This window comes from Streptomyces sp. NPDC005863 (assembly GCF_042871345.1).
Taxonomy (GTDB): domain Bacteria; phylum Actinomycetota; class Actinomycetes; order Streptomycetales; family Streptomycetaceae; genus Streptomyces.
The window spans coordinates 46,321-63,756 of the sequence record NZ_JBIAII010000009.1; the positions used below are offsets into that span (position 1 = coordinate 46,321).

Here is a 17,436-nt window from a genome sequence, read left to right on the forward strand (position 1 = left end):
GACCATCTTCCTCTGCCTCTCGTCCATGGCCCAGGGGATCCCGGACGGGAGGTCCGGGGGCGGGCCGCTCACGGTCCGCGCGGTGCGGCGAAACCTGCCCCGCCGTCGCGTCCGTGAATCACGTCGTCATGATGACCCGGCGGTCAGCTCCGCCGCGACCACATTTCCAGCGCCCCCGTTGCTGCTGGTCAGGTACCCCGCCTAGGCGGCACCGAACAGCTGAAGCAGGTCCAGCTTCCCGAACATCCGTGCGGTGTCGACGGCCGACGGCATCCCCGCCGCCGGATCCGCGCCGCCCTCCAGGAGCGCCCGGACCACCTCGTCCTCGCCCTTGAAGACGGCACCGGCGAGCGGCGTCTGCCCGCGGTCGTTGGCGCGGTTGGTGTCGGCGCCGCGCTCCACCAGGACGCGGACGGCGTCGGCGTGCCCGTGATAGGCCGCCAGCATCACCAGCGAGTCGCCGCTGTCGTTCGTGAGGTTCGCCGGGACACCCGCGTCGACGTACGCAGCGAGCGTCGGGGCATCGCCCTGACGTGCCAGATCGAAGATCTTGGTCGCCAGCTCCACGACCTCCGGGTCGGGGGCTTCGCTCATGGGGGCGTCCGCCTTTCTGGGTGCGCTGCCGGTGCAGCCGTACGAGTGAATCGACAGGGTACTGCCCTCGCGGGCACATGACGCGGGCCACCCGAGGCAAGGATCACGGCGGGACCGGCGGACCGCACGATCCGGCTCCCGCGCGGCCCAACAGGGCTCCGCCATTCGGGGGAAATCCCCAATAATTAACCCATTTGCACCTTTAATCGTATGGATACATGCTGTGAACCTGGAAGAACTCATGGTGACTGTCCCCACCAACCAGGAGAACCGTCATGATTCTTTCCATCTCGGGCGTCGTGCTGCTCGGAATCATCGTCTTCCTCTTCTTCCGCAAGGACGGACTGAAGGCGTCCCACGCCGTGGTCTGCGCCCTCTTCGGCTTCTTCATGGCGGGCACCGCCATCGCCCCGAGCATCAAGGCGGGCAGCGCGAGCCTGGCGAGCCTCCTGGGCGGGATCAAGTTCTGACGTCCCCGCCGTTCGTACGCACCTTCAGGAGACTGACGTGGCCAGGCGCCCACTCCCCCGCATTCTGAGCACCGGTACCGCATCCCTCGCCCGGAGCCGGGAGCTGGCACGGTCGGCAGCCGACAACGCCACCGACGTACTCCACCCGCTGATCACGATCACCCGCGGACTGCGCCGGCTGGCTGCCGCCGGACGGCGCAGGTGGGCCGACACCCCCAAGGACAAGCGAGGACCGCTGCTGTTCATGGCGGCCTCCGTGGTCCTGGTCGTGGCCCTCGTCCCCTACGGGCCGCTGCTCGCCGCCATCTGCCTGATGGCGGCCGCCGCGTGGACGGGCCGTGAGCGCTCCGCCCCGGAGCCGACCGGTCCTGACGAGTCGCAGACGCAGCGGCTGCAGTCCCTCTACGAAGCGCTCGTCCCGTACTTCTCGGTCCCCGAGGACCCCGCCCCGCTCTTCGCGCACGGCGGGGAGTGGGACAAGGCGCTCACCGACCACGAGTTCGACGACACCGGGCGCATCTCCCGGCTCGTCGTGCACTATCCCGCGTACTTCACGGACGGCGAACCCGACGCCCGCGCGCGGATCGAGCAGTTGTTGCACGCCAAGTCGGGCCGCGGCCGCGAATACCACTTCGCGTGGGACGAGGAGGGCAACGAGCTCACCGTCTCGGTGCTCGCCCCCCTCCCCACCGACATCGCCGCCCAGCGCTTCGTCACCGCGCCCGGCGAGACCGTCCTGGGCTTCACCGACGAGACCGGCGTCCAGCGCACCCTGCCGGTGACCGACGGCGCCGACGGCACGGAGTCGCGCGACGTACCCCCCGTCGTGTGGCGCACCGGAATCCGCTCCACCGAGCCCCATCTGCTCATCGCGGGCCAGCCGGGCAGCGGCACGACGACGCTGCTGCGCTCCATCGCGCTGCAGGCCCTGCAGTACGGCGACATCCTCATCGTCGAGGGCAGCGGCACCGGCGACTACGCCTGTCTGACCGGCCGCGGCGGGGTCCTCGCCGTCGAGTGCGGGCTCACCGGCGCCCTGGCCAGCCTGGAGTGGGCGGCGCACGAGACCGAGCGCCGGCTGATCTCGGCGAACCGGGCCCGGCAGGCGGGCCACCCGCCGCCCGAGGACACCAAGCGCCCCCTGTGGATCTTCCTCGACCGCCCCAGCGCCCTGGGCCACCTCGCCGCGGCCGACGGGCGCCGTGACCCGCAGACACTGCTGCAGGTTCCGCTGCGGCACGGCAGGGCGGCCAATGTGACGGTCGTCGTGGCCGATCAGCTGGACACGCTGGACTCGCTGAGCGACGCCGTGCACCAGCACACCCGCGCGCGCGTGCTGCTCGGGCCCGCCACGATCGACCAGCTGGAGGAGGTCCTCGGGGTGCCGCCGCACACGACGGTCACCCAGGACGTGCCGCCCGGCCGGGGCTATGCCCGCCTCGGCACCGGTCCGGTGCACCGCCTCCAGGTGCCGGCGACCCCCGACCCGTACGACGAGGCGACCAGTGAGGCGCACCGCCGCGCGGTCCTCGACCTGCTGCCGGACCGGATCACTCCGCCGGACACCTCGGAGACCACGGCGGACACCGCCGTCGACCCCGGCCGGGTGGACACCACCGTGGCCGACACCATCCCCGCGGCCACCGAGGCCGAGTCGGTCCCCCTGGAACCCGCCCCCGAGACCGCGGGAGCACAGCGGGTCCCCGCCGAGAGCTGAGGACGGCGCGGCGCGGGCGGCGCCGCGCTTCGTCAGGCGACGAACGGGTGTGCGGCCTGCGCGCCCGCGCCGGCCCCCGTCTCCACGAGGCGGGCCGCAGCGGCGAGCCGCACCGCCGCCTCCTCGGCCACCGCTCCCCCGACGGTGAACGGCAGCCGCACGTACCCCTCGAAGGCCCCGTCGACGCCGAAGCGCGGCCCGGACGGCACCCGTACCCCCACGCGCTCCCCCACCTCGGCGAGCCGGGACCCCGAAAGGCCCCCGGTCCGCACCCACAGGGTGAGCCCGCCGCGCGGCACCTCGAACTCCCAGTCGGGCAGCTCCCGGCGGACGGCCGCGACCAGCGCGTCCCGGTTCTCCCTGGCCTGCTCCCTGCGCACGTCCACGGCGGCCTGCCAGCCACCGGTGTTCAGGAGCCAGTTCACGGCCAGCTGTTCGAGCACCGGGGTGCCGAGGTCGGCGTACGCGCGTGCGGCGACCAGACTGCGGATCACGTCGGGCGCCGCCCGTACCCAGCCGATGCGCATGCCCGCCCAGAAGGCCTTGCTGGCCGAGCCGACGGTGACGACGGTGGAGCCCGCGGGGTCGAAGCCGCACACGGGCCGGGGCATGGCGAGGTCCGCGTCGAGTCCGAGCTCGCTCATCGTCTCGTCGACGACGAGGACCGTGCCCGCCGAACGGGCCGCCTCGACAAGCTGCCTGCGCTGGTCCTCGTCGGCTAGGGCGCCCGTCGGGTTGTGGAAGTCCGCGACGACGTACGCGAGCCGGGGCGCGGCGTCGCGCAGCACCTGGCGCCAGCGGTCCATGTCCCAGCCCCGCAGGCCCTCGGCCATCGCGACGGGAACAAGGCGGGCCCCCGCCTCGCGCATCAGCTGGAGGATGTTGGCGTACGAGGGGGACTCCACGGCGATGCGTTCGCCCCGGCCCGCGAAGAGGTGGCAGATCGCGTCGATGGCGCCCATCGCGCCGGTGGTCACCATGATCTGTTCGGGCATGGTGGGGATGCCGCGCGCGGTGTAGCGCTCGGCGAGCATCTCGCGCAGGGCGGGCAGGCCCGCCGGGTAGTCGCCGTGCGTGTGGGCGTACGGCGGCAGGGCTTCGAGGGCGCCCTGGACGGAGCGGGTGAGCCAGGGCTCGGGGGCAGGCAGCGCCGCGCAGCCCAGGTCGATCATGGAGCCGAGGGCCTCGGGCGGCAGCGGTTCGAGCCCGCGCGCGGGAAGCGGGTTACCGGCCGGTACGGCGGTCCAGCTGCCCGCGCCCCTGCGGGACTCCAGGAACCCTTCGGTGCGCAGCGCCTCGTAGGCGGCGGCGACGGTGGTGCGGCTGACGGCTAGGGCGACGGCGAGCTCGCGCTCGGCGGGCAGGCGGGCGGCGACCGGCACCCGGCCCTCCAGCACGAGCAGCCGGATACCGTCGGCGAGGGCGCGGTAGGCGGGCGGGCGGCGGGTGCCGGTGCCCGCGGGGCGGTCCTGCTGTGAGGCGAGAAGACGGGCGAGCTGCGTCGAACCCATCGCCGAAGTCCACTGGGCCACGATTACCGGTCCACCTTCCCTGAATTGGCCATGGTTGGCCATGCCGTGCACGCCACAGAGTGTCACGCACCAGGCCACTACCACCACAGCAGGGGGCACCACTTGTCCAGGACCACACTTGAGGCGCCACGGCGGCTCCCGCATCGACACCTGCCCCGCGGGCTGGTGCAGCTGTACGCGGGCCTCACTCTGTACGGCGTGAGCTCCGCGCTCCTGGTGGTGTCGGGTTTCGGCCTGGAGCCGTGGAACGTGCTGCATCAGGGGCTCGCGGAGATCAGCGGCCTGTCGATCGGCGTCGTCTCCATCATCGTGGGCGCGGCGGTCCTGCTGCTGTGGATCCCGCTCAGGCAGCGTCCGGGGCTCGGCACGGTCTCGAACGTCTTCGTCATCGGCCTCGTGATGGACGCCGTGCTCGCGCTGCTCCCCGACGCGCACGGCCTGCTCGCACGGGTTCCGCTCATGGTGGCCGGCATCCTCCTGAACGGCGCGGCCACCGGCCTCTACATCGCGGCCGCCTTCGGCGCCGGCCCCCGCGACGGCCTCATGACGGGCCTGCACCAACGCACCGGCCGCTCCATCCGGCTGATGCGGACCCTCGTCGAAGTCGTGGTGGTCGCCACCGGATTCGCGCTCGGCGGCACGGTGGGCATCGGCACCGTCGTCTACGCACTGGCCATCGGCCCGCTGGCCCAGCTCTTCCTGCGGCTCTTCGCCCTCCCCGCGCCCGAAGCCACGGCCGCACCCGCCGCCGGCACCGCCACCGGCCCGGGAACCGGCACCGTCGTGGCCGCCGGCACACCCTCGGAGCAGGCGATACTTCAGCGGTGACCCTCCCCGTGCGCCACCCCTACCTCGACCACCCCGGCCCCCTCGCCCTCGCCCACCGCGGCGGCGCGGCGGACGGTCTGGAGAACACCGCCGCGGCCTTCCGGCGCGCCGTCGGCCTCGGCTACCGCTACATCGAGACCGATGTGCACGCCACGGCCGACGGCCGCCTCGTCGCCTTCCACGACGCGACACTGGACCGTGTGACGGACGCGGCGGGACGCATCGTCGACCTGCCGTGGAGCGAGGTGCGCCGCGCGCGTGTGGCGGGCAGCGAGCCGGTGCCGCTCTTCGACGAGCTCCTGGAGGCGTTCCCCGAGGTGCGCTGGAACGTGGACGTCAAGGCGGAGCCCGCGCTCCGGCCGCTGCTCGACCTGATCCGCCGCACCGACTCCTGGGACCGCGTCTGCGTCGGCTCGTTCAGCGAGGCGCGGGTGGCCAGGGCCCAGCGCCTTGCGGGCCCGCGCCTGGCCACCTCGCTGGGCACGCGGGGTGTGGCGGCGCTGCGGCTGCGCTCCTACGGCGGTCCCGCCGCCCTGCGCCGCTCCGCGGTCTGCGCCCAGGTGCCCGAGACGCACGGCAGGCTCCGCGTGGTCGACCGCCGCTTCGTGCGCGCCGCCCACGCGCGCGGGCTGCAGGTCCACGTCTGGACCGTCAACGACGCCGAGCGGATGAGCGCTCTCCTCGACCTCGGCGTGGATGGCATAGTTTCCGATCACATCGAGACGCTGCGCGGGGTGCTGAAGGACCGGGGGACCTGGGTCTGACCGCCTGGGACGGCGTTCGCACCACGGGGAACAGCGAGGTCACGGGTGGGCACCGACACCCTGAAGGCGGCGGCCGACGACACGGCCGCCACGCGACGGCACGAGCAGCGCGGCTGGTACTTCTACGACTGGGCGTGCTCGGTCTACTCGACGAGCGTCCTGACCGTGTTCCTGGGGCCCTACCTCACGGAGATCGCCAAGACGGCGGCGGACCCGGACGGCTATGTGCACCCGCTGGGCGTCCCGGTCCGCGCCGGTTCCTTCTTCGCGTACACGGTGTCCGTGTCCGTGCTCCTGTCGGTCTTCGTGATGCCGCTCGCGGCGGCGGCCGCCGACCGCTCGGGCCGCAAGAAACCGCTCCTCGCGGTCTCCGCGTACCTGGGGGCGGCCGCGACGGCGGGCATGTTCTTCCTGTCCGGCGACCGCTATCTCCTCGGCGGCCTGCTGCTGATCGTCGCCAACGCCTCGCTCGCCGTGTCGATGGTGCTCTACAACTCCTATCTGCCGCAGATCGCTCCCCCGCACGAGCGTGACGCGGTCTCCTCGCGCGGCTGGGCCTTCGGCTACGCGGCCGGCGCCCTCGTCCTGGTCCTGAACCTCGTCCTCTTCCTCGCCCACGACAGCTTCGGCGTCTCGGAGGCGACCGCGGTCCGGATCTGCCTGGCGTCGGCGGGCGTGTGGTGGGGCGCCTTCACCCTCGTACCCCTGAAGCGGCTGCGGGACCGCGGGACGCCGCACCCTGCGGACGCGGCGCCGCGCGGGGGCGGACGCCAGCTGCGGGAGACGCTGCGGGACATGCGCCGCCATCCGCACACGCTGGCGTTCCTGCTGGCGTACCTCGTCTACAACGACGGGGTCCAGACGGTGATCTCGCAGGCGTCCGTCTACGGCTCCGAGGAACTGGGGCTCGGCCAGTCCACGCTGATCGTCGCGGTGCTGCTCGTCCAGCTGCTCGCCGTCGCCGGCGCGCTCGCCATGGGGCGGCTCGCCCGGACGTACGGGGCGCGGCGGGTGGTACTCGGCTCGCTGGTGGCCTGGACGGTCACGATCGGGGCCGGCTACTTCCTGCCCGCGGGCGCACCGGCCTGGTTCTTCGTCCTGGCCGCGGGCATCGGCCTGGTGCTCGGCGGCACACAGGCGCTCTCCCGTTCGCTCTTCTCGCACATGGTGCCGAGCGGCAAGGAAGCCGAGTACTTCTCCGCGTACGAGATCAGCGACCGGGGCATGGCCTGGCTCGGACCGTTGATCTTCGGCCTGACCTATCAGCTCACCGGGAGCTACCGGGACGCGATCGTCTCGCTCGTCGTGTTCTTTTTGGTGGGTTTCATCCTGCTTTTGCGGGTACCTGTACGACGCGCGGTGCGCGACGCGGGCAATCCCGTACCCGACCGGATTTAGCAACTGAGGCCAAAGGCCGGTAGTGTACGCGTTTGGCCTGCCAGGCGGACCGTTACTGCGAGCTGAAGAATCAGAAACGCTGGGTGACATCTGCTACTAGATGTGACAAACCGGGCGCTGGTGGGTACAACAAGGGGCGGCATACGACGGCGACGCATGACCCTGAACGGGAATCTTTACCGCCGACCGGACGTTGACCGGATGACGACGACAGCGACACCTGTCCTGTGGGCGACAAGCCCGGGAGGCACGATTCATGAGTGAGCGAGCTCTTCGCGGCACGCGTCTCGTGGTGACAAGCTACGAGACCGACCGCGGCATCGACCTGGCTCCGCGCCAGGCCGTGGAGTACGCATGCCAGAACGGACATCGTTTCGAGATGCCGTTCTCGGTCGAGGCGGAGATCCCGCCGGAGTGGGAGTGCAAGGTCTGCGGGGCCCAGGCACTCCTGGTAGACGGCGACGGACCTGAGGAGAAGAAGGGCAAGCCGGCGCGTACGCACTGGGACATGCTCATGGAGCGCCGTACCCGAGAGGAACTCGAAGAGGTCCTGGAGGAGCGTCTCGCGGTCCTCCGGTCGGGCGCCATGAACATCGCGGTGCACCCGCGGGACAGCCGGAAGTCCGCCTGACGGCGACCTTTCGCGCTCACCCGCACCGCGCAACGCAGCACAGAGGGCCGGGGCCACTGCTGAGCAGTGGCCCCGGCCCTTTGCGTGTCCGTCCGCACCTCTGTGCGGTTTCCGTCGCGCACGCAGGCGCGCGCCCCGCGCAGGTCCCCGCGGACTCAGCGGGGCAGCTGCGGGTCGTCCGGGCGCGGGGTGTGCGGCGCGTCGTCCCTGATGACCTCGCCCGGGACGACCTTGCCGTCGGGGCGGTGCATGCGCGCCTGCTGGTAGGCGTCCCCGAGGCCGCCCGGCGTCGCCTCGCGCACCTTGCGCTCGAAGGTGCGCTCCGCGTACCGCCCCAGGGCCTTCTGGACCGGCGGGACGAGCAGGAGCAGGCCCAGGGCGTCCGAGATCAGCCCCGGCAGGATGATCAGGAGCCCGCCCAGCATCGTCAGGGCGCCGCCGCCCCCGCTCTCCCGCTCCGGCGTCATGCCGCTCTGCTGCTGTTGCACCGCCTCCTGGAGCTTGCGGAAGGCGCGGCGGCCCGCCCGCTTGATCACCGCGGATCCGAGCACCAGGCCGCCCACCAGGAGCAGGAAGACCACGAGCCCGCTCGTGGCGCCCGCCACGACGGTGAGCAGCCAGATTTCCAGGACCAGCCACGCGGCGATGCCCAGCGGCAGATACCTGAGGGGGCCGGAGCGCCGGGGCCGGGCGGGGCGGAGGGGCGTTGCGCCGTTCGTCATGGTCCCAGTGTGCCTGGACGCGCCTCAGTCCGGCATAAGGGGACGATCAAGACGACCGGCGGACGGCGCCGCCCGGGACCGCCGCCCGCCGGCACAAAGGGGCGCAACACCCTCGGCCCGGCTCAGGGCTGCTTGCGCCCGATGACCTTGCCGACGCGCTCCCCCACGCCCCAGGCGGTGACCCGCCACAACGCCTCGACGACGATGTTCTGGCTCATCTTGCTGTCCCCGAGCTCGCGCTCGACGAAGGTGATGGGCACCTCGACGACGTGGTAGCCCGCCTTGACCGCGCGGCGCGCCAGGTCGACCTGGAAGCAGTAGCCCTGCGACTCCACCTCGCCGAGGCCGAGGCCTTCGAGGGTCTCGCGGCGGAAGGCGCGGTAACCGCCCGTCACGTCGCGGATCGGCACGTCGAGCAGCAGCCGGGAGTACGTGCTGCCGCCGCGGGAGATGAACTCGCGGTGCTTGGGCCAGTTGACGACCCGTCCGCCCGGCACCCAGCGCGAACCGAGCACGAGGTCGGCGCCCTTCAGCGCGGTGAGCAGCCGGGGCAGCTCCTCCGGCTGGTGGGAGCCGTCGGCGTCCATCTCGACGAGCACGCCGTAACCGTGCTCGAGGCCCCAGCGGAAGCCCGCGAGGTAGGCGGCGCCGAGCCCTTCCTTGCCCTTGCGGTGCAGCACGTGGACGTGGTCGTCGCCGGCCACGAGCTCGTCGGCGATCTTGCCGGTGCCGTCGGGGCTGTTGTCGTCGGCGACCAGGATGTGCGCGTCCGGTACGGAGGCCCGCACCCGGCCGACGATGGACTGGATGTTCTCCGCCTCGTCGTAGGTCGGAATGATCACCAAGGCCGTGCCGAGCGAGCCGAACTGCCTCCCCTGGTCCCCTGCTTCGGAGACCCGACCGCCGTCGTTCACTACTGCCCCTTCGTTCGTACGCAGAGGACCACCATAGTGGCCCCGGCCTGCGGTGCAGCGGCGGCACGGAGGTCAGGGGCGGATGTACCGGCCAGGTACCGCCCGTCGACCCGCCGGGCGGCGGGGACGTCGGGCGTACGGGACGTACTGCGGATCGGGGCCCGGCACCCTTCGGGCCGACCTGGGACCCGCTGGCTGCGGGTCGACCGAAAGCCGTTGTCTACTGAGCGTCCGGGCCCCACCCGGGTCACACCTGCCGATCGGCTGATACGTTCCCTCGCCTCCGCGTCGCGGGCGCTGGACCTGGCTCCCAGTGGTGGTGCGCCGGTGCGGCACACCACCCGTGACCCAGCGGCGTTCGACGATCGCGTGGAGGTTCGCCTCTCGGACGTCCTGTGGTGGACCCGGCCGAACCTACCGGCCCACGACGGCTCTCTGTCAATACCCCGCTGAGCTGCGGCTCCTTCACGGACCGCCAGGTCAGTGCCGAGGATTCCCAGGTCGTGCGAGCCCGTGACCGGCCGCGATCCGCGCCGCGCACCGCCGGTACATCACTCTTGTGGCCGCACGAACACCGACCGGCCGCCCACCACCGTCCGCAGACAGACGGGGAGTTCGGCGCCCGGCGACAGGTCGGGCAGGCCCGGCGTGCCGGAGCGCGGGTCGGTCGACCAGCGGGCCACGCGGTCGTCCGGGGCCTGGACCACCAGATCGGAGGTGCGCCACACGGCGTAGTCCGCGGGTGCGCCCGGCACCAGGAGGCCGGCGTCGTCGCGGCCGACGGCCCGCCAGCCGCCGCGGGTGTGGGCGGTGAACGCGGCGCGCACGGAGACGCGGTGCTCCGGGGTCCGGTGGAAGGCGGCGGCGCGGACGGTGCCCCAGGGGTCGAGCGGGGTGACGGGGCTGTCGGAGCCGAAGGCGAGGGGCACGCCGGTGCGCAGCAGGGCCGCGAACGGGTTGAGGGTGCGGGCGCGTTCGGCGCCCAGGCGCTGGACGTACATGCCGTCCTCGCCGCCCCACAGCGTGTCGAAGGCGGGCTGCACGGAGGCGGTGAGGCCGAACTCGGCGAAGGCGGCGATGGTTTCGGGGGTGAGCATCTCGGCGTGCTCGACGCGGTGGCGCGCGGCGCGGACGCGGGCCAGGCCGACCTTCTCGGCGGCTTGGCGCATCCCGTCGGCCACGGAGGCCACCGCGGCGTCCCCGATGGCGTGGAAGCCCGCCTGGAGGCCCGCCTCCGTGCACGCCACGACGTGCGCGGCGACGGCGGCGGCGTCCAGGTGGGCGGTGCCGGTGTGCGCGGCGTCCGCGTACGGCTCGTGCAGGCAGGCGGTGTGCGAGCCGAGGGCGCCGTCGACGAAGAGGTCTCCTGCGGCGCCGGCCGCGCCCAGCTCCCTGGCCCGCTCGACGCTCTGTTCGGCCCAGTAGCCGACGACGCGCGGCCCCGGCTCCTCGGCGGCGAGCCGCAGCAGCCCGGTGAAGTCGTCCTCGTCGGAGATCTCCGGGCCCGCGCACTCGTGGACCGAGCCGATGCCGAGCGAGGCGGCGTGCCCGAGCGCGGCGCGCTGGGCCTCGGTGCGCTGCAGGGGGGTGAGCGCGGCGAGGGCGGCGGCGCGCACCCCGTGGTGGGCGTCGGCCGTCAGCGGGGCGTCGGGGCGGTAGCCGGCGCGTTCGGTGACGCCGGGGACGAGGTCGAGGAGCGCGGTGGTGACGACCGCCGAGTGGACGTCGATGCGGGAGAGGTACAGCGGGCGGCCGCCGGTCGCCTCGTCGAGCTCGGCGCGCGTGGGCGGCCTGCCGTCGGGCCAGCGGGAGGCGTCCCAGCCGTGCCCCAGCAGGACGGTGTCGTGCGGGCGCGCATGTGCGTGTTCGCGGACGAGAACGAGAGCCTCGGCGAGGGAGCGGGCCCCGGTCAGGTCGAGGCCCGTCAGCGCGAGGCCGGTGGCCGTGGTGTGCACGTGGGCGTCGGTGAACGCCGGGGTGACCAGCGCCCCTTCCAGGTCGACGATCTCGTCGACGCCGTCGGTGAAGGCGTCGGCCGCGCCCTCGGAGCCGACCCAGGCGACGTGGCCGCGTTCGACGACCATCGCGGTCGCGAACGGGTCGGCGGGGCTGTGGACGTCGCCGCCGCGCAGCAGCACGGTGCGGTGGCTCGGCGGATCCTGCGGAGGGTTCCCGGGGGCGGTGCTCTGGCTCATGGGACCAGTCTCGCCCCTGTCGGCGGGCGGCCGACGCGGGGGTCACACCTGGGGCGGGCGCGCCTCGTACGGAGTGGAGAGGACGACGGTGGTGCGGGTGGAGACGCCGGCGAGGGCGCGCAGCCGGCTCAGCAGGTGCTCCAGCTCCAGCGGGGTGGCGACGCGCACCTTGAGGATGTAGTTCTCGTCGCCGGCGACGCTGTGGCACGCCTCGATCTCCGGGACGCCCGCGAGCCGTTCGGCGATGTCGTCGGGGGCGCTGGGGTCGAACGGCTTCACCGAGATGAACGCGGTGAGCGGAAGGCCGACCGCCTCGGGGTCGACGACCGCGGCATAGCCGCGGATGACGCCCCGCTGCTCCAGGCGGCGCACCCGCTGGTGCACGGCCGACGTGGACAGGCCCGTGGCCTTGCCCAGGTCGGTGTAGCTCATCCGCCCGTCTTTGACGAGCAGCTGCACGATCTGTCGGTCCAGCTCCTCCATGCGGCGAACCTACAGGGCTCTTGATCCCCTCGGATACCTGAGCGCGCGAACGGACCCGCGCACCGGTGGTTTTCGCGCGCCCCGGCGGACCTCCGCGCGACCGGCCCGCTCGCCTCCCCACGACCAGGCAACTCCACTCGGCATGTGACGAATACCACAGTCCCGCAGCCGTGTCCGAAGGGATGCAACGATTACCTCTACGACGGGACGGGAAGTGCTTGCTGTGGTCGAGGCCGCAGCGCCTTGTCGGCCCACCCGAGGGGGAGAATCCCATGCAGAATGTGAAGCGCTCCGGCCGGTCTGCCCGCGCCAGGCAGCAGCCCGCCGCCGAGCCCGAGCCGGAGGGCGTCGAACCGGCTGACGCCTTTCTCGACTCCTACGACACCTTTGAGATGTACCGGGTGAACTGCCCCGACTGCGGGCAGCCCATCGCGCTCCTCGCGGACGAGGACGTCCTGCCGGAGCACGCGCTGTGCCCCACTCCGTGGAATCCGTTCGGGCTGACGGTCTGTGCCGGCACCGGCCGGGCGGCCACCGACGCCACGCCCGCCGACGAGTCGATGGAGGCTCAGGAGCAGGACACCGCCCTGCTGTTGACGCTCCCTCAGGGACTCGACTGGCGGACGCAGCCGTTCTCGCACGTGAACGGCCCGGGCTCGCGCCCCATGCGGGCGACGGGACAGGACCGGCGAGCGGCCTGACGCACCGGAGGCGGCCGACACGGCGACAGCCGCCGCGCCGGCCTCCGGATCAGGATCAGGATTACCAGTAACTGCCCTGCACCATGGCGGTCAGACTGCCGTGGTGCAGGATCAGTGCGTCCGCGGCCGCCTCGGTCCCGGGCACCTCGGCCTCGCCGAAGTGGACCTGGCGGTAGGCGACGCGGAGCATGACGATCGCGTGCCGCAGCGCCGCGTATAGCGTGTAGAACTCCATGTCGCGCGGTGTGTGCCCGGTGAGCCGGGCGTACGCCTCCTCGATGCGGTCCCTGCGCAGGAAGTCCGGCAGTCCGGGCTGGCCGAAACTCACGGTCAGGTCCTGGAAGAAGCGGTGCAGATAGACCAGCCAGCCGAGGTCGACCTCGCGCGGGGCGAGGGACGCCATCTCCCAGTCGAGGACGGCGGCGGGCTCGAAGCCGTCGTAGATGATGTTCCCGATGCGGGCATCACCCCAGTTGAGGACGGGATCGCCCACGGCGCGGGGCCACAGCTCCTCCAAGCGGTCGAAGGCGCTCTCGATGAGGGGTGAGCGACGCACTCCGCTCACCGCCCAGTCGTAGTAGGCGCGTTGAGCTTTCACGTGCCGCCGCAACGGATCACCCTCGCCGGGCAAGGCCAGGAACTCGGCTGCGGCGGACGGCACTTGGTCGTGCAGGCGGGCGACGATCCCGACCGACGCCGCCTCCAGACGGGCGCGTTCGGCGTCGGTCGCCGCGTGCAGCCAATTGCCCTCATACGTATAGGGCATGACGTCCGGCGGGACGCGGCCCTCGACCCGTTCCATGACGAAGAACGGGGCGCCGAGCGGGCCCGGATCCTCCTCAAGCCACAGCACGCGCGGCACCGGCAGATCGGTGTGCTCGGCGACGACCCGCATCGTGCGGTACTGGCGCGGCATGTCGTAGACGGGGAAGATCGTGTACGCCGCCGGGTCGGCCGCGACGCGCAACACGCAGTCCCTGACCGGCGTTTGTGGGTGCTCCACGGTACAGAGCAGGGTCTCGCTGGACATGCCGTTGGACTCGGGCACGCTCACGTCGACCGCCTTGGCGCCGGGCAGCCGGGTGCCGAGCCAGGCGGTGAGGCGGCGGGCGAGCTCCTCCGGTTCGCGCGTGGTGGTGCGGGGGCGGGGTGCCGTTGCCATCGTCCGTGCTCCTTCCTCCGGCCGGGCCCTCAGGGCGCCATGGAGTCGAATCCGGTGAAGCCGCTCGGGTCGTGGCGGCCGAAGCTGCCGTGCTCGAAGATGCCGTACCCCGTCTGCCCGTCGAGGGTGAAGCGGGCGGCGTGGTCGATGACTCCGTAGGCGGCGAGAGGGTGGGTCGCGGGGTCCGACAGGTCGTAGGTGCGCCGGTCGGTCCAGTCGCGTCCGCGCCAGGTGCCGTGCTGCCAGTCGTCGGCCGGCGGGTATCCGGCGCCCACGGCCAGCGGCAGCGAGGCGAGCACCTCCACGCCGAGCTCCAGGGGGCCCTTGCCGTCGGGGTCGGTGAGGTGGATGACGGCGCGCTCGGGGTGGCGGGTGCCGGAGCGGTAGGCGATGTCGGCCCGCGGCCAGCCGAGTTGGCGGTCGCGCATGCCGTGGCGGACGAGGGTGGCGTCGTTCAGGGTGCGGTAGCCGTCCGCGTCCTCCTGCGCGATGACCATGAGGAAACGGTCGTCGAAGCGCACCGGGCACCAGATCCAGTGGAAGCCCTCGGTGGCGAACTCCTCCTCCAAGAGCCCGCGTTCCTCACCCGGGATGGGCCGCACGCCCCAGCTGCGGTCGCGCGTCGCGGTCCACTCCTCCGGCGCCACGACCGTTTCCTCGCCGCCCGCCCTGATCACCCCGGAGGGCCGCCCGGCCTGCACGAAGCGGCGCCCTTCGAGGGTGAGCCGGTCGCCGCGCCGCTGGATGTGGTGCGGCTCCCACAGGGCGGGGAAGTCGGCGGTCCAGGTGAGGTCGTACGAGAGGGACGCGGGGTCGTCGGGGTCGGCCGCGCACTGCAGGCGGATGCGGTGCAGCGGCTCGTCGACGGTGATGCGCAGCGGGCCGACGCGGAGGTTCATCCGGTCCTCGCCGAGGGCGTCACTGGCGCGTACGGCGTGGAGCGTGTCCCCGGTGCGCAGGGTGGCGTAGGCGTCGATGATGCCGGTGTTGGGGTACACGCCGAGGCCGAGGATGAGCAGGGCGCGGCCCCGGTGGTCGAAGAGGTGGAAGATGCACCGGTCGTACGCGTTGCGGTCACCGGTCGCGACGTGCTTCATGGAGAGCGGGACCTGGTGTACGGGGTATTCGTCGAGCGGGACCGGACGGTCATCTGCCACGTCAAACCTCCCTGGTCACACGGCAGTTCAGGGCGACGGGAGGCGATGTGGTCCTCGTCCTCCGGCGCGGAGTTGACGGTACGTCAGTTCCCGGGCCCAAGCCAGACACGCGTCGGGGCGAGCCGTGCGAGGGGCGCCGCCGAACGCAGGGACACACGGACATACGGATGCACGGATGCACGGATGCTCGATTCTCCGGGCCGGTGACTTCCGGGCGGCCCGGGCCGTTGGGTTTGCATGACCCCCACGGACATGGGTACCGACACGGGCCCGGCGCACCTGCCCACAGGCCGTCGACGACGGACCCTGGTGGCGTTGCCCGCCCCCGCAGAATCGGTTCCCCAGCGGCCTCAGGAACCCCCGCAGTACCAGCCGCAGCACCAGGCTCCCCACCAGGCGTCACACCAGCCGCAGCACGCGGCGTCCCACCAGTCGCCGCGCCCGGCCGCCCCCTCGTACCAGCCCCCGCCGCACCAGCAGCCGTCCTTCCAGCACGTGAGCCAACCGCCCCACCAGCCGTATCAGCCCTACCAGCCCTACCAGCAGCCGCACTTCCCGGATCCGCCGATCTACGGCGCGCTGCTGCGCCACTGGGCCGACCGCGGCCGGACGCTGCCCGGGCGCCACGACCCGGAGTGGGTGCGGCTCGTGGCGCCGCCGGTGCACCGCGGTCAGTTCAGCGCGACTCGGGACCCACGAGGTGACGGGCGATGACCATGCGCTGGATCTGATTGGTGCCCTCGACGATCTGCAGCACCTTGGCCTCGCGCATGAGGCGCTCCGCGGGGAAGTCCGCGGTGTAGCCGTACCCGCCGAGGACCTGCACGGCGTCCGTCGTCACCTTCATCGCGGCGTCCGTGCACAGCAGCTTGGCCATGGCCGCCTGCTTGGCGAACGGCCGTCCCGCGTCCCGCAGCCGCGCCGCGGCCAGATAGAGCGCCCGCCCCGCCTCGATCTGCGTCGCCATGTCCGCGAGCATGAAGCGCAGCCCCTGGAAGTCCGCGATGGGCTTGCCGAACTGCCGGCGCTGCGCGGCGTACCCGGCCGCCTCGTCGAGCGCCGCCTGGGCCACGCCGATCGCACAGGCCGCGATGCCGAGCCGCCCCGAGTCGAGCGCGGAGAGCGCGATGGCGAAGCCCTGCCCCTCGTCCCCGACGCGCCGGGAGTCCGGCACGCGCACGTCGTCGAAGTGGACCTGGGCGGTGGGCGAGCCCTTCATGCCCATCTTCTTCTCCGGTGCCGCGGCGCTCAGGCCCGCCGCGTCCCCCGGCACCAGGAAGGCCGTGACCCCGCGGGCGCCCTCGCCGCCGGTCCTGGCCATCACCGTGTAGAAGTCGGCGATGCCGCCGTGCGTGATCCACGCCTTGGTGCCGGAGATGACCCAGTCGTCGCCGTCCCTGACGGCCTTGGTTCGCAGCGACGCCGCGTCCGACCCGGACGAGGGCTCGGAGAGGCAGTACGCGCCGAGGAGACCGCCGCCGAGCATGGCGGACAGCTGGTCGCTCTGCTGCTGCTTGGTGCCGTAGTTCGCGAGCGCGTGGCAGGACAGGGAGTGCACGCTGACGCCGAGACCGACGGTCAGGCGGGCCGCGGCGAGCTCTTCGAGGACCTGCAGATAGACCTCGTACGGCTGGTCGCCGCCGCCGAACTCCGCGTCGTAGGGCAGTCCGAGCAGGCCCGACTCGGAGAGCAGAGTGAAGACCTCGCGCGGGAAGCGTCCCGCGTCCTCCTCCTCGGCCGCCTTCGGGGCGATCTCGCGCTGGGCGATGTCCCGGACCAGCGAGAGCAGATCCCTGGCCTCATCCGTGGGCAGCTGCCGCTCCACCGACTGCGAGATGTGGTCGGGCATGACGCTCTCCTCCCTGTGGGGCTGCGGCGGACGCCCGCGCTGGGTGGGGCGGCGCCGCCGGGAAACGATGCTCAGCCAGGGTCTCCTCCCGGGTCACGGAAGCAGCTGACCAGCGGCTGTGGCGCGTTGAGTATGCCCGATCGGCGGCAGCCCGTCACTAGTTAACGACCGCTTACTCGAAAGATAGCCGAAGATCGATGATGGCGGCCCGATTGGTACGAACCATTGACCGCACTGGTCTAGTCCTCCTACTGTTCCCCCGAACGTCTTAACGCGTTCATGCCAAGTGTCACGCGCAGGTCCACAGCAGCACTCCCCC

At 72.4% G+C, this 17,436-nt stretch carries 17 protein-coding genes; 8 read left to right on the forward strand and 9 right to left on the reverse strand.

Annotated features, from left to right (window positions below):
- Positions 1 to 201: 201 nt before the first annotated feature.
- Positions 202 to 594, reverse strand: a complete 393-nt coding sequence (locus tag ACFYO9_RS27670) for an ankyrin repeat domain-containing protein (RefSeq protein WP_355819472.1) — start codon at positions 592 to 594, stop codon at positions 202 to 204.
- 275 nt (positions 595 to 869) lie between these two features.
- Here ACFYO9_RS27670 and ACFYO9_RS27675 point away from each other — a divergent pair, with 275 nt between their 5' ends.
- Positions 870 to 1,064 (forward strand): hypothetical protein, encoded by a 195-nt coding sequence (locus tag ACFYO9_RS27675; RefSeq protein WP_160503705.1) that lies wholly within the window; start codon positions 870 to 872, stop codon positions 1,062 to 1,064.
- Positions 1,065 to 1,101: 37 nt separating this feature from the next.
- Complete coding sequence (locus ACFYO9_RS27680; RefSeq protein ID WP_358778792.1) at positions 1,102 to 2,781, forward strand: hypothetical protein; 1,680 nt, start codon at positions 1,102 to 1,104, stop codon at positions 2,779 to 2,781.
- A gap of 32 nt (positions 2,782 to 2,813) precedes the next feature.
- On the opposite strand, the gene ACFYO9_RS27685 is transcribed toward ACFYO9_RS27680, so the two are convergent.
- Positions 2,814 to 4,313 (reverse strand): PLP-dependent aminotransferase family protein, encoded by a 1,500-nt coding sequence (locus tag ACFYO9_RS27685; RefSeq protein WP_358778793.1) that lies wholly within the window; start codon positions 4,311 to 4,313, stop codon positions 2,814 to 2,816.
- Positions 4,314 to 4,343: 30 nt separating this feature from the next.
- Here ACFYO9_RS27685 and ACFYO9_RS27690 point away from each other — a divergent pair, with 30 nt between their 5' ends.
- The 4 genes from ACFYO9_RS27690 to ACFYO9_RS27705 all read left to right on the forward strand — a co-directional run bounded on the left by ACFYO9_RS27690 (position 4,344) and on the right by ACFYO9_RS27705 (position 7,934).
- Complete coding sequence (locus tag ACFYO9_RS27690; RefSeq protein WP_388666667.1) at positions 4,344 to 5,141, forward strand: YitT family protein; 798 nt, start codon at positions 4,344 to 4,346, stop codon at positions 5,139 to 5,141.
- Entirely contained in the window at positions 5,138 to 5,905 is a 768-nt protein-coding gene (locus ACFYO9_RS27695; RefSeq protein WP_358713299.1) for a glycerophosphodiester phosphodiesterase, read from the forward strand. Before ACFYO9_RS27690 ends, ACFYO9_RS27695 begins: the two co-directional genes overlap by 4 nt.
- Before the next feature lie 45 nt (positions 5,906 to 5,950).
- Positions 5,951 to 7,303 carry an MFS transporter gene (locus ACFYO9_RS27700; protein WP_355819459.1) on the forward strand — a complete coding sequence of 451 codons (1,353 nt, stop codon included), beginning with the start codon at positions 5,951 to 5,953 and terminating at the stop codon, positions 7,301 to 7,303.
- 256 nt (positions 7,304 to 7,559) lie between these two features.
- Positions 7,560 to 7,934: an RNA polymerase-binding protein RbpA gene (locus ACFYO9_RS27705; RefSeq protein WP_030360404.1), complete on the forward strand. Its 375-nt coding sequence runs from the start codon at positions 7,560 to 7,562 to the stop codon at positions 7,932 to 7,934.
- A 155-nt stretch (positions 7,935 to 8,089) separates the two neighbouring features.
- Here ACFYO9_RS27705 and fxsA read toward each other — a convergent pair whose 3' ends face one another.
- The 4 genes from fxsA to ACFYO9_RS27725 all read right to left on the reverse strand — a co-directional run bounded on the left by fxsA (position 8,090) and on the right by ACFYO9_RS27725 (position 12,248).
- Positions 8,090 to 8,656: an FxsA family membrane protein gene (gene fxsA / locus ACFYO9_RS27710; RefSeq protein ID WP_358778234.1), complete on the reverse strand. Its 567-nt coding sequence runs from the start codon at positions 8,654 to 8,656 to the stop codon at positions 8,090 to 8,092.
- A gap of 122 nt (positions 8,657 to 8,778) precedes the next feature.
- Complete coding sequence (locus ACFYO9_RS27715) at positions 8,779 to 9,594, reverse strand: polyprenol monophosphomannose synthase (RefSeq protein WP_388666680.1); 816 nt, start codon at positions 9,592 to 9,594, stop codon at positions 8,779 to 8,781.
- A gap of 527 nt (positions 9,595 to 10,121) precedes the next feature.
- A complete protein-coding gene (locus ACFYO9_RS27720; RefSeq protein WP_358778235.1) occupies positions 10,122 to 11,765 on the reverse strand; it encodes an amidohydrolase in 1,644 nt (547 codons plus the stop codon).
- A gap of 42 nt (positions 11,766 to 11,807) precedes the next feature.
- Positions 11,808 to 12,248 (reverse strand): Lrp/AsnC family transcriptional regulator, encoded by a 441-nt coding sequence (locus ACFYO9_RS27725; RefSeq protein ID WP_030789227.1) that lies wholly within the window; start codon positions 12,246 to 12,248, stop codon positions 11,808 to 11,810.
- Between the two features lie 272 nt (positions 12,249 to 12,520).
- Here ACFYO9_RS27725 and ACFYO9_RS27730 point away from each other — a divergent pair, with 272 nt between their 5' ends.
- Entirely contained in the window at positions 12,521 to 12,949 is a 429-nt protein-coding gene (locus tag ACFYO9_RS27730; RefSeq protein WP_358778236.1) for a hypothetical protein, read from the forward strand.
- Between the two features lie 61 nt (positions 12,950 to 13,010).
- On the opposite strand, the gene ACFYO9_RS27735 is transcribed toward ACFYO9_RS27730, so the two are convergent.
- Positions 13,011 to 14,111: a phosphotransferase family protein gene (locus tag ACFYO9_RS27735; protein ID WP_358778237.1), complete on the reverse strand. Its 1,101-nt coding sequence runs from the start codon at positions 14,109 to 14,111 to the stop codon at positions 13,011 to 13,013.
- Positions 14,112 to 14,140: 29 nt separating this feature from the next.
- Complete coding sequence (locus ACFYO9_RS27740) at positions 14,141 to 15,268, reverse strand: hypothetical protein (RefSeq protein WP_358778238.1); 1,128 nt, start codon at positions 15,266 to 15,268, stop codon at positions 14,141 to 14,143.
- A 495-nt stretch (positions 15,269 to 15,763) separates the two neighbouring features.
- Between ACFYO9_RS27740 and ACFYO9_RS27745 the strand changes: the two genes are divergently transcribed.
- A complete protein-coding gene (locus tag ACFYO9_RS27745) occupies positions 15,764 to 15,982 on the forward strand; it encodes a hypothetical protein (protein ID WP_355819580.1) in 219 nt (72 codons plus the stop codon).
- Here ACFYO9_RS27745 and ACFYO9_RS27750 read toward each other — a convergent pair.
- Positions 15,945 to 17,117: an acyl-CoA dehydrogenase family protein gene (locus tag ACFYO9_RS27750; RefSeq protein ID WP_358713312.1), complete on the reverse strand. Its 1,173-nt coding sequence runs from the start codon at positions 17,115 to 17,117 to the stop codon at positions 15,945 to 15,947. The two genes, ACFYO9_RS27745 and ACFYO9_RS27750, sit on opposite strands and share 38 nt — an antisense overlap.
- Between the last annotated feature and the right edge of the window lie 319 nt (positions 17,118 to 17,436).

Bases quoted from the DNA above. Each gene is read 5' to 3' on its own strand.
- ACFYO9_RS27670 (WP_355819472.1), bottom strand. From the start codon at position 594: ATGAGCGAAGCCCCCGACCCGGAGGTCGTGGAGCTGGCGACCAAGATC.
- ACFYO9_RS27735 (WP_358778237.1), bottom strand. From the start codon at position 14,111: ATGGCAACGGCACCCCGCCCCCGCACCACCACGCGCGAACCGGAGGAG.
- ACFYO9_RS27725 (WP_030789227.1), bottom strand. From the start codon at position 12,248: ATGGAGGAGCTGGACCGACAGATCGTGCAGCTGCTCGTCAAAGACGGG.
- ACFYO9_RS27730 (WP_358778236.1), top strand. From the start codon at position 12,521: ATGCAGAATGTGAAGCGCTCCGGCCGGTCTGCCCGCGCCAGGCAGCAG.
- ACFYO9_RS27750 (WP_358713312.1), bottom strand. From the start codon at position 17,117: ATGCCCGACCACATCTCGCAGTCGGTGGAGCGGCAGCTGCCCACGGAT.
- ACFYO9_RS27720 (WP_358778235.1), bottom strand. From the start codon at position 11,765: ATGAGCCAGAGCACCGCCCCCGGGAACCCTCCGCAGGATCCGCCGAGC.
- ACFYO9_RS27690 (WP_388666667.1), top strand. From the start codon at position 4,344: ATGGTTGGCCATGCCGTGCACGCCACAGAGTGTCACGCACCAGGCCAC.
- ACFYO9_RS27675 (WP_160503705.1), top strand. From the start codon at position 870: ATGATTCTTTCCATCTCGGGCGTCGTGCTGCTCGGAATCATCGTCTTC.
- fxsA (WP_358778234.1), bottom strand. From the start codon at position 8,656: ATGACGAACGGCGCAACGCCCCTCCGCCCCGCCCGGCCCCGGCGCTCC.
- ACFYO9_RS27705 (WP_030360404.1), top strand. From the start codon at position 7,560: ATGAGTGAGCGAGCTCTTCGCGGCACGCGTCTCGTGGTGACAAGCTAC.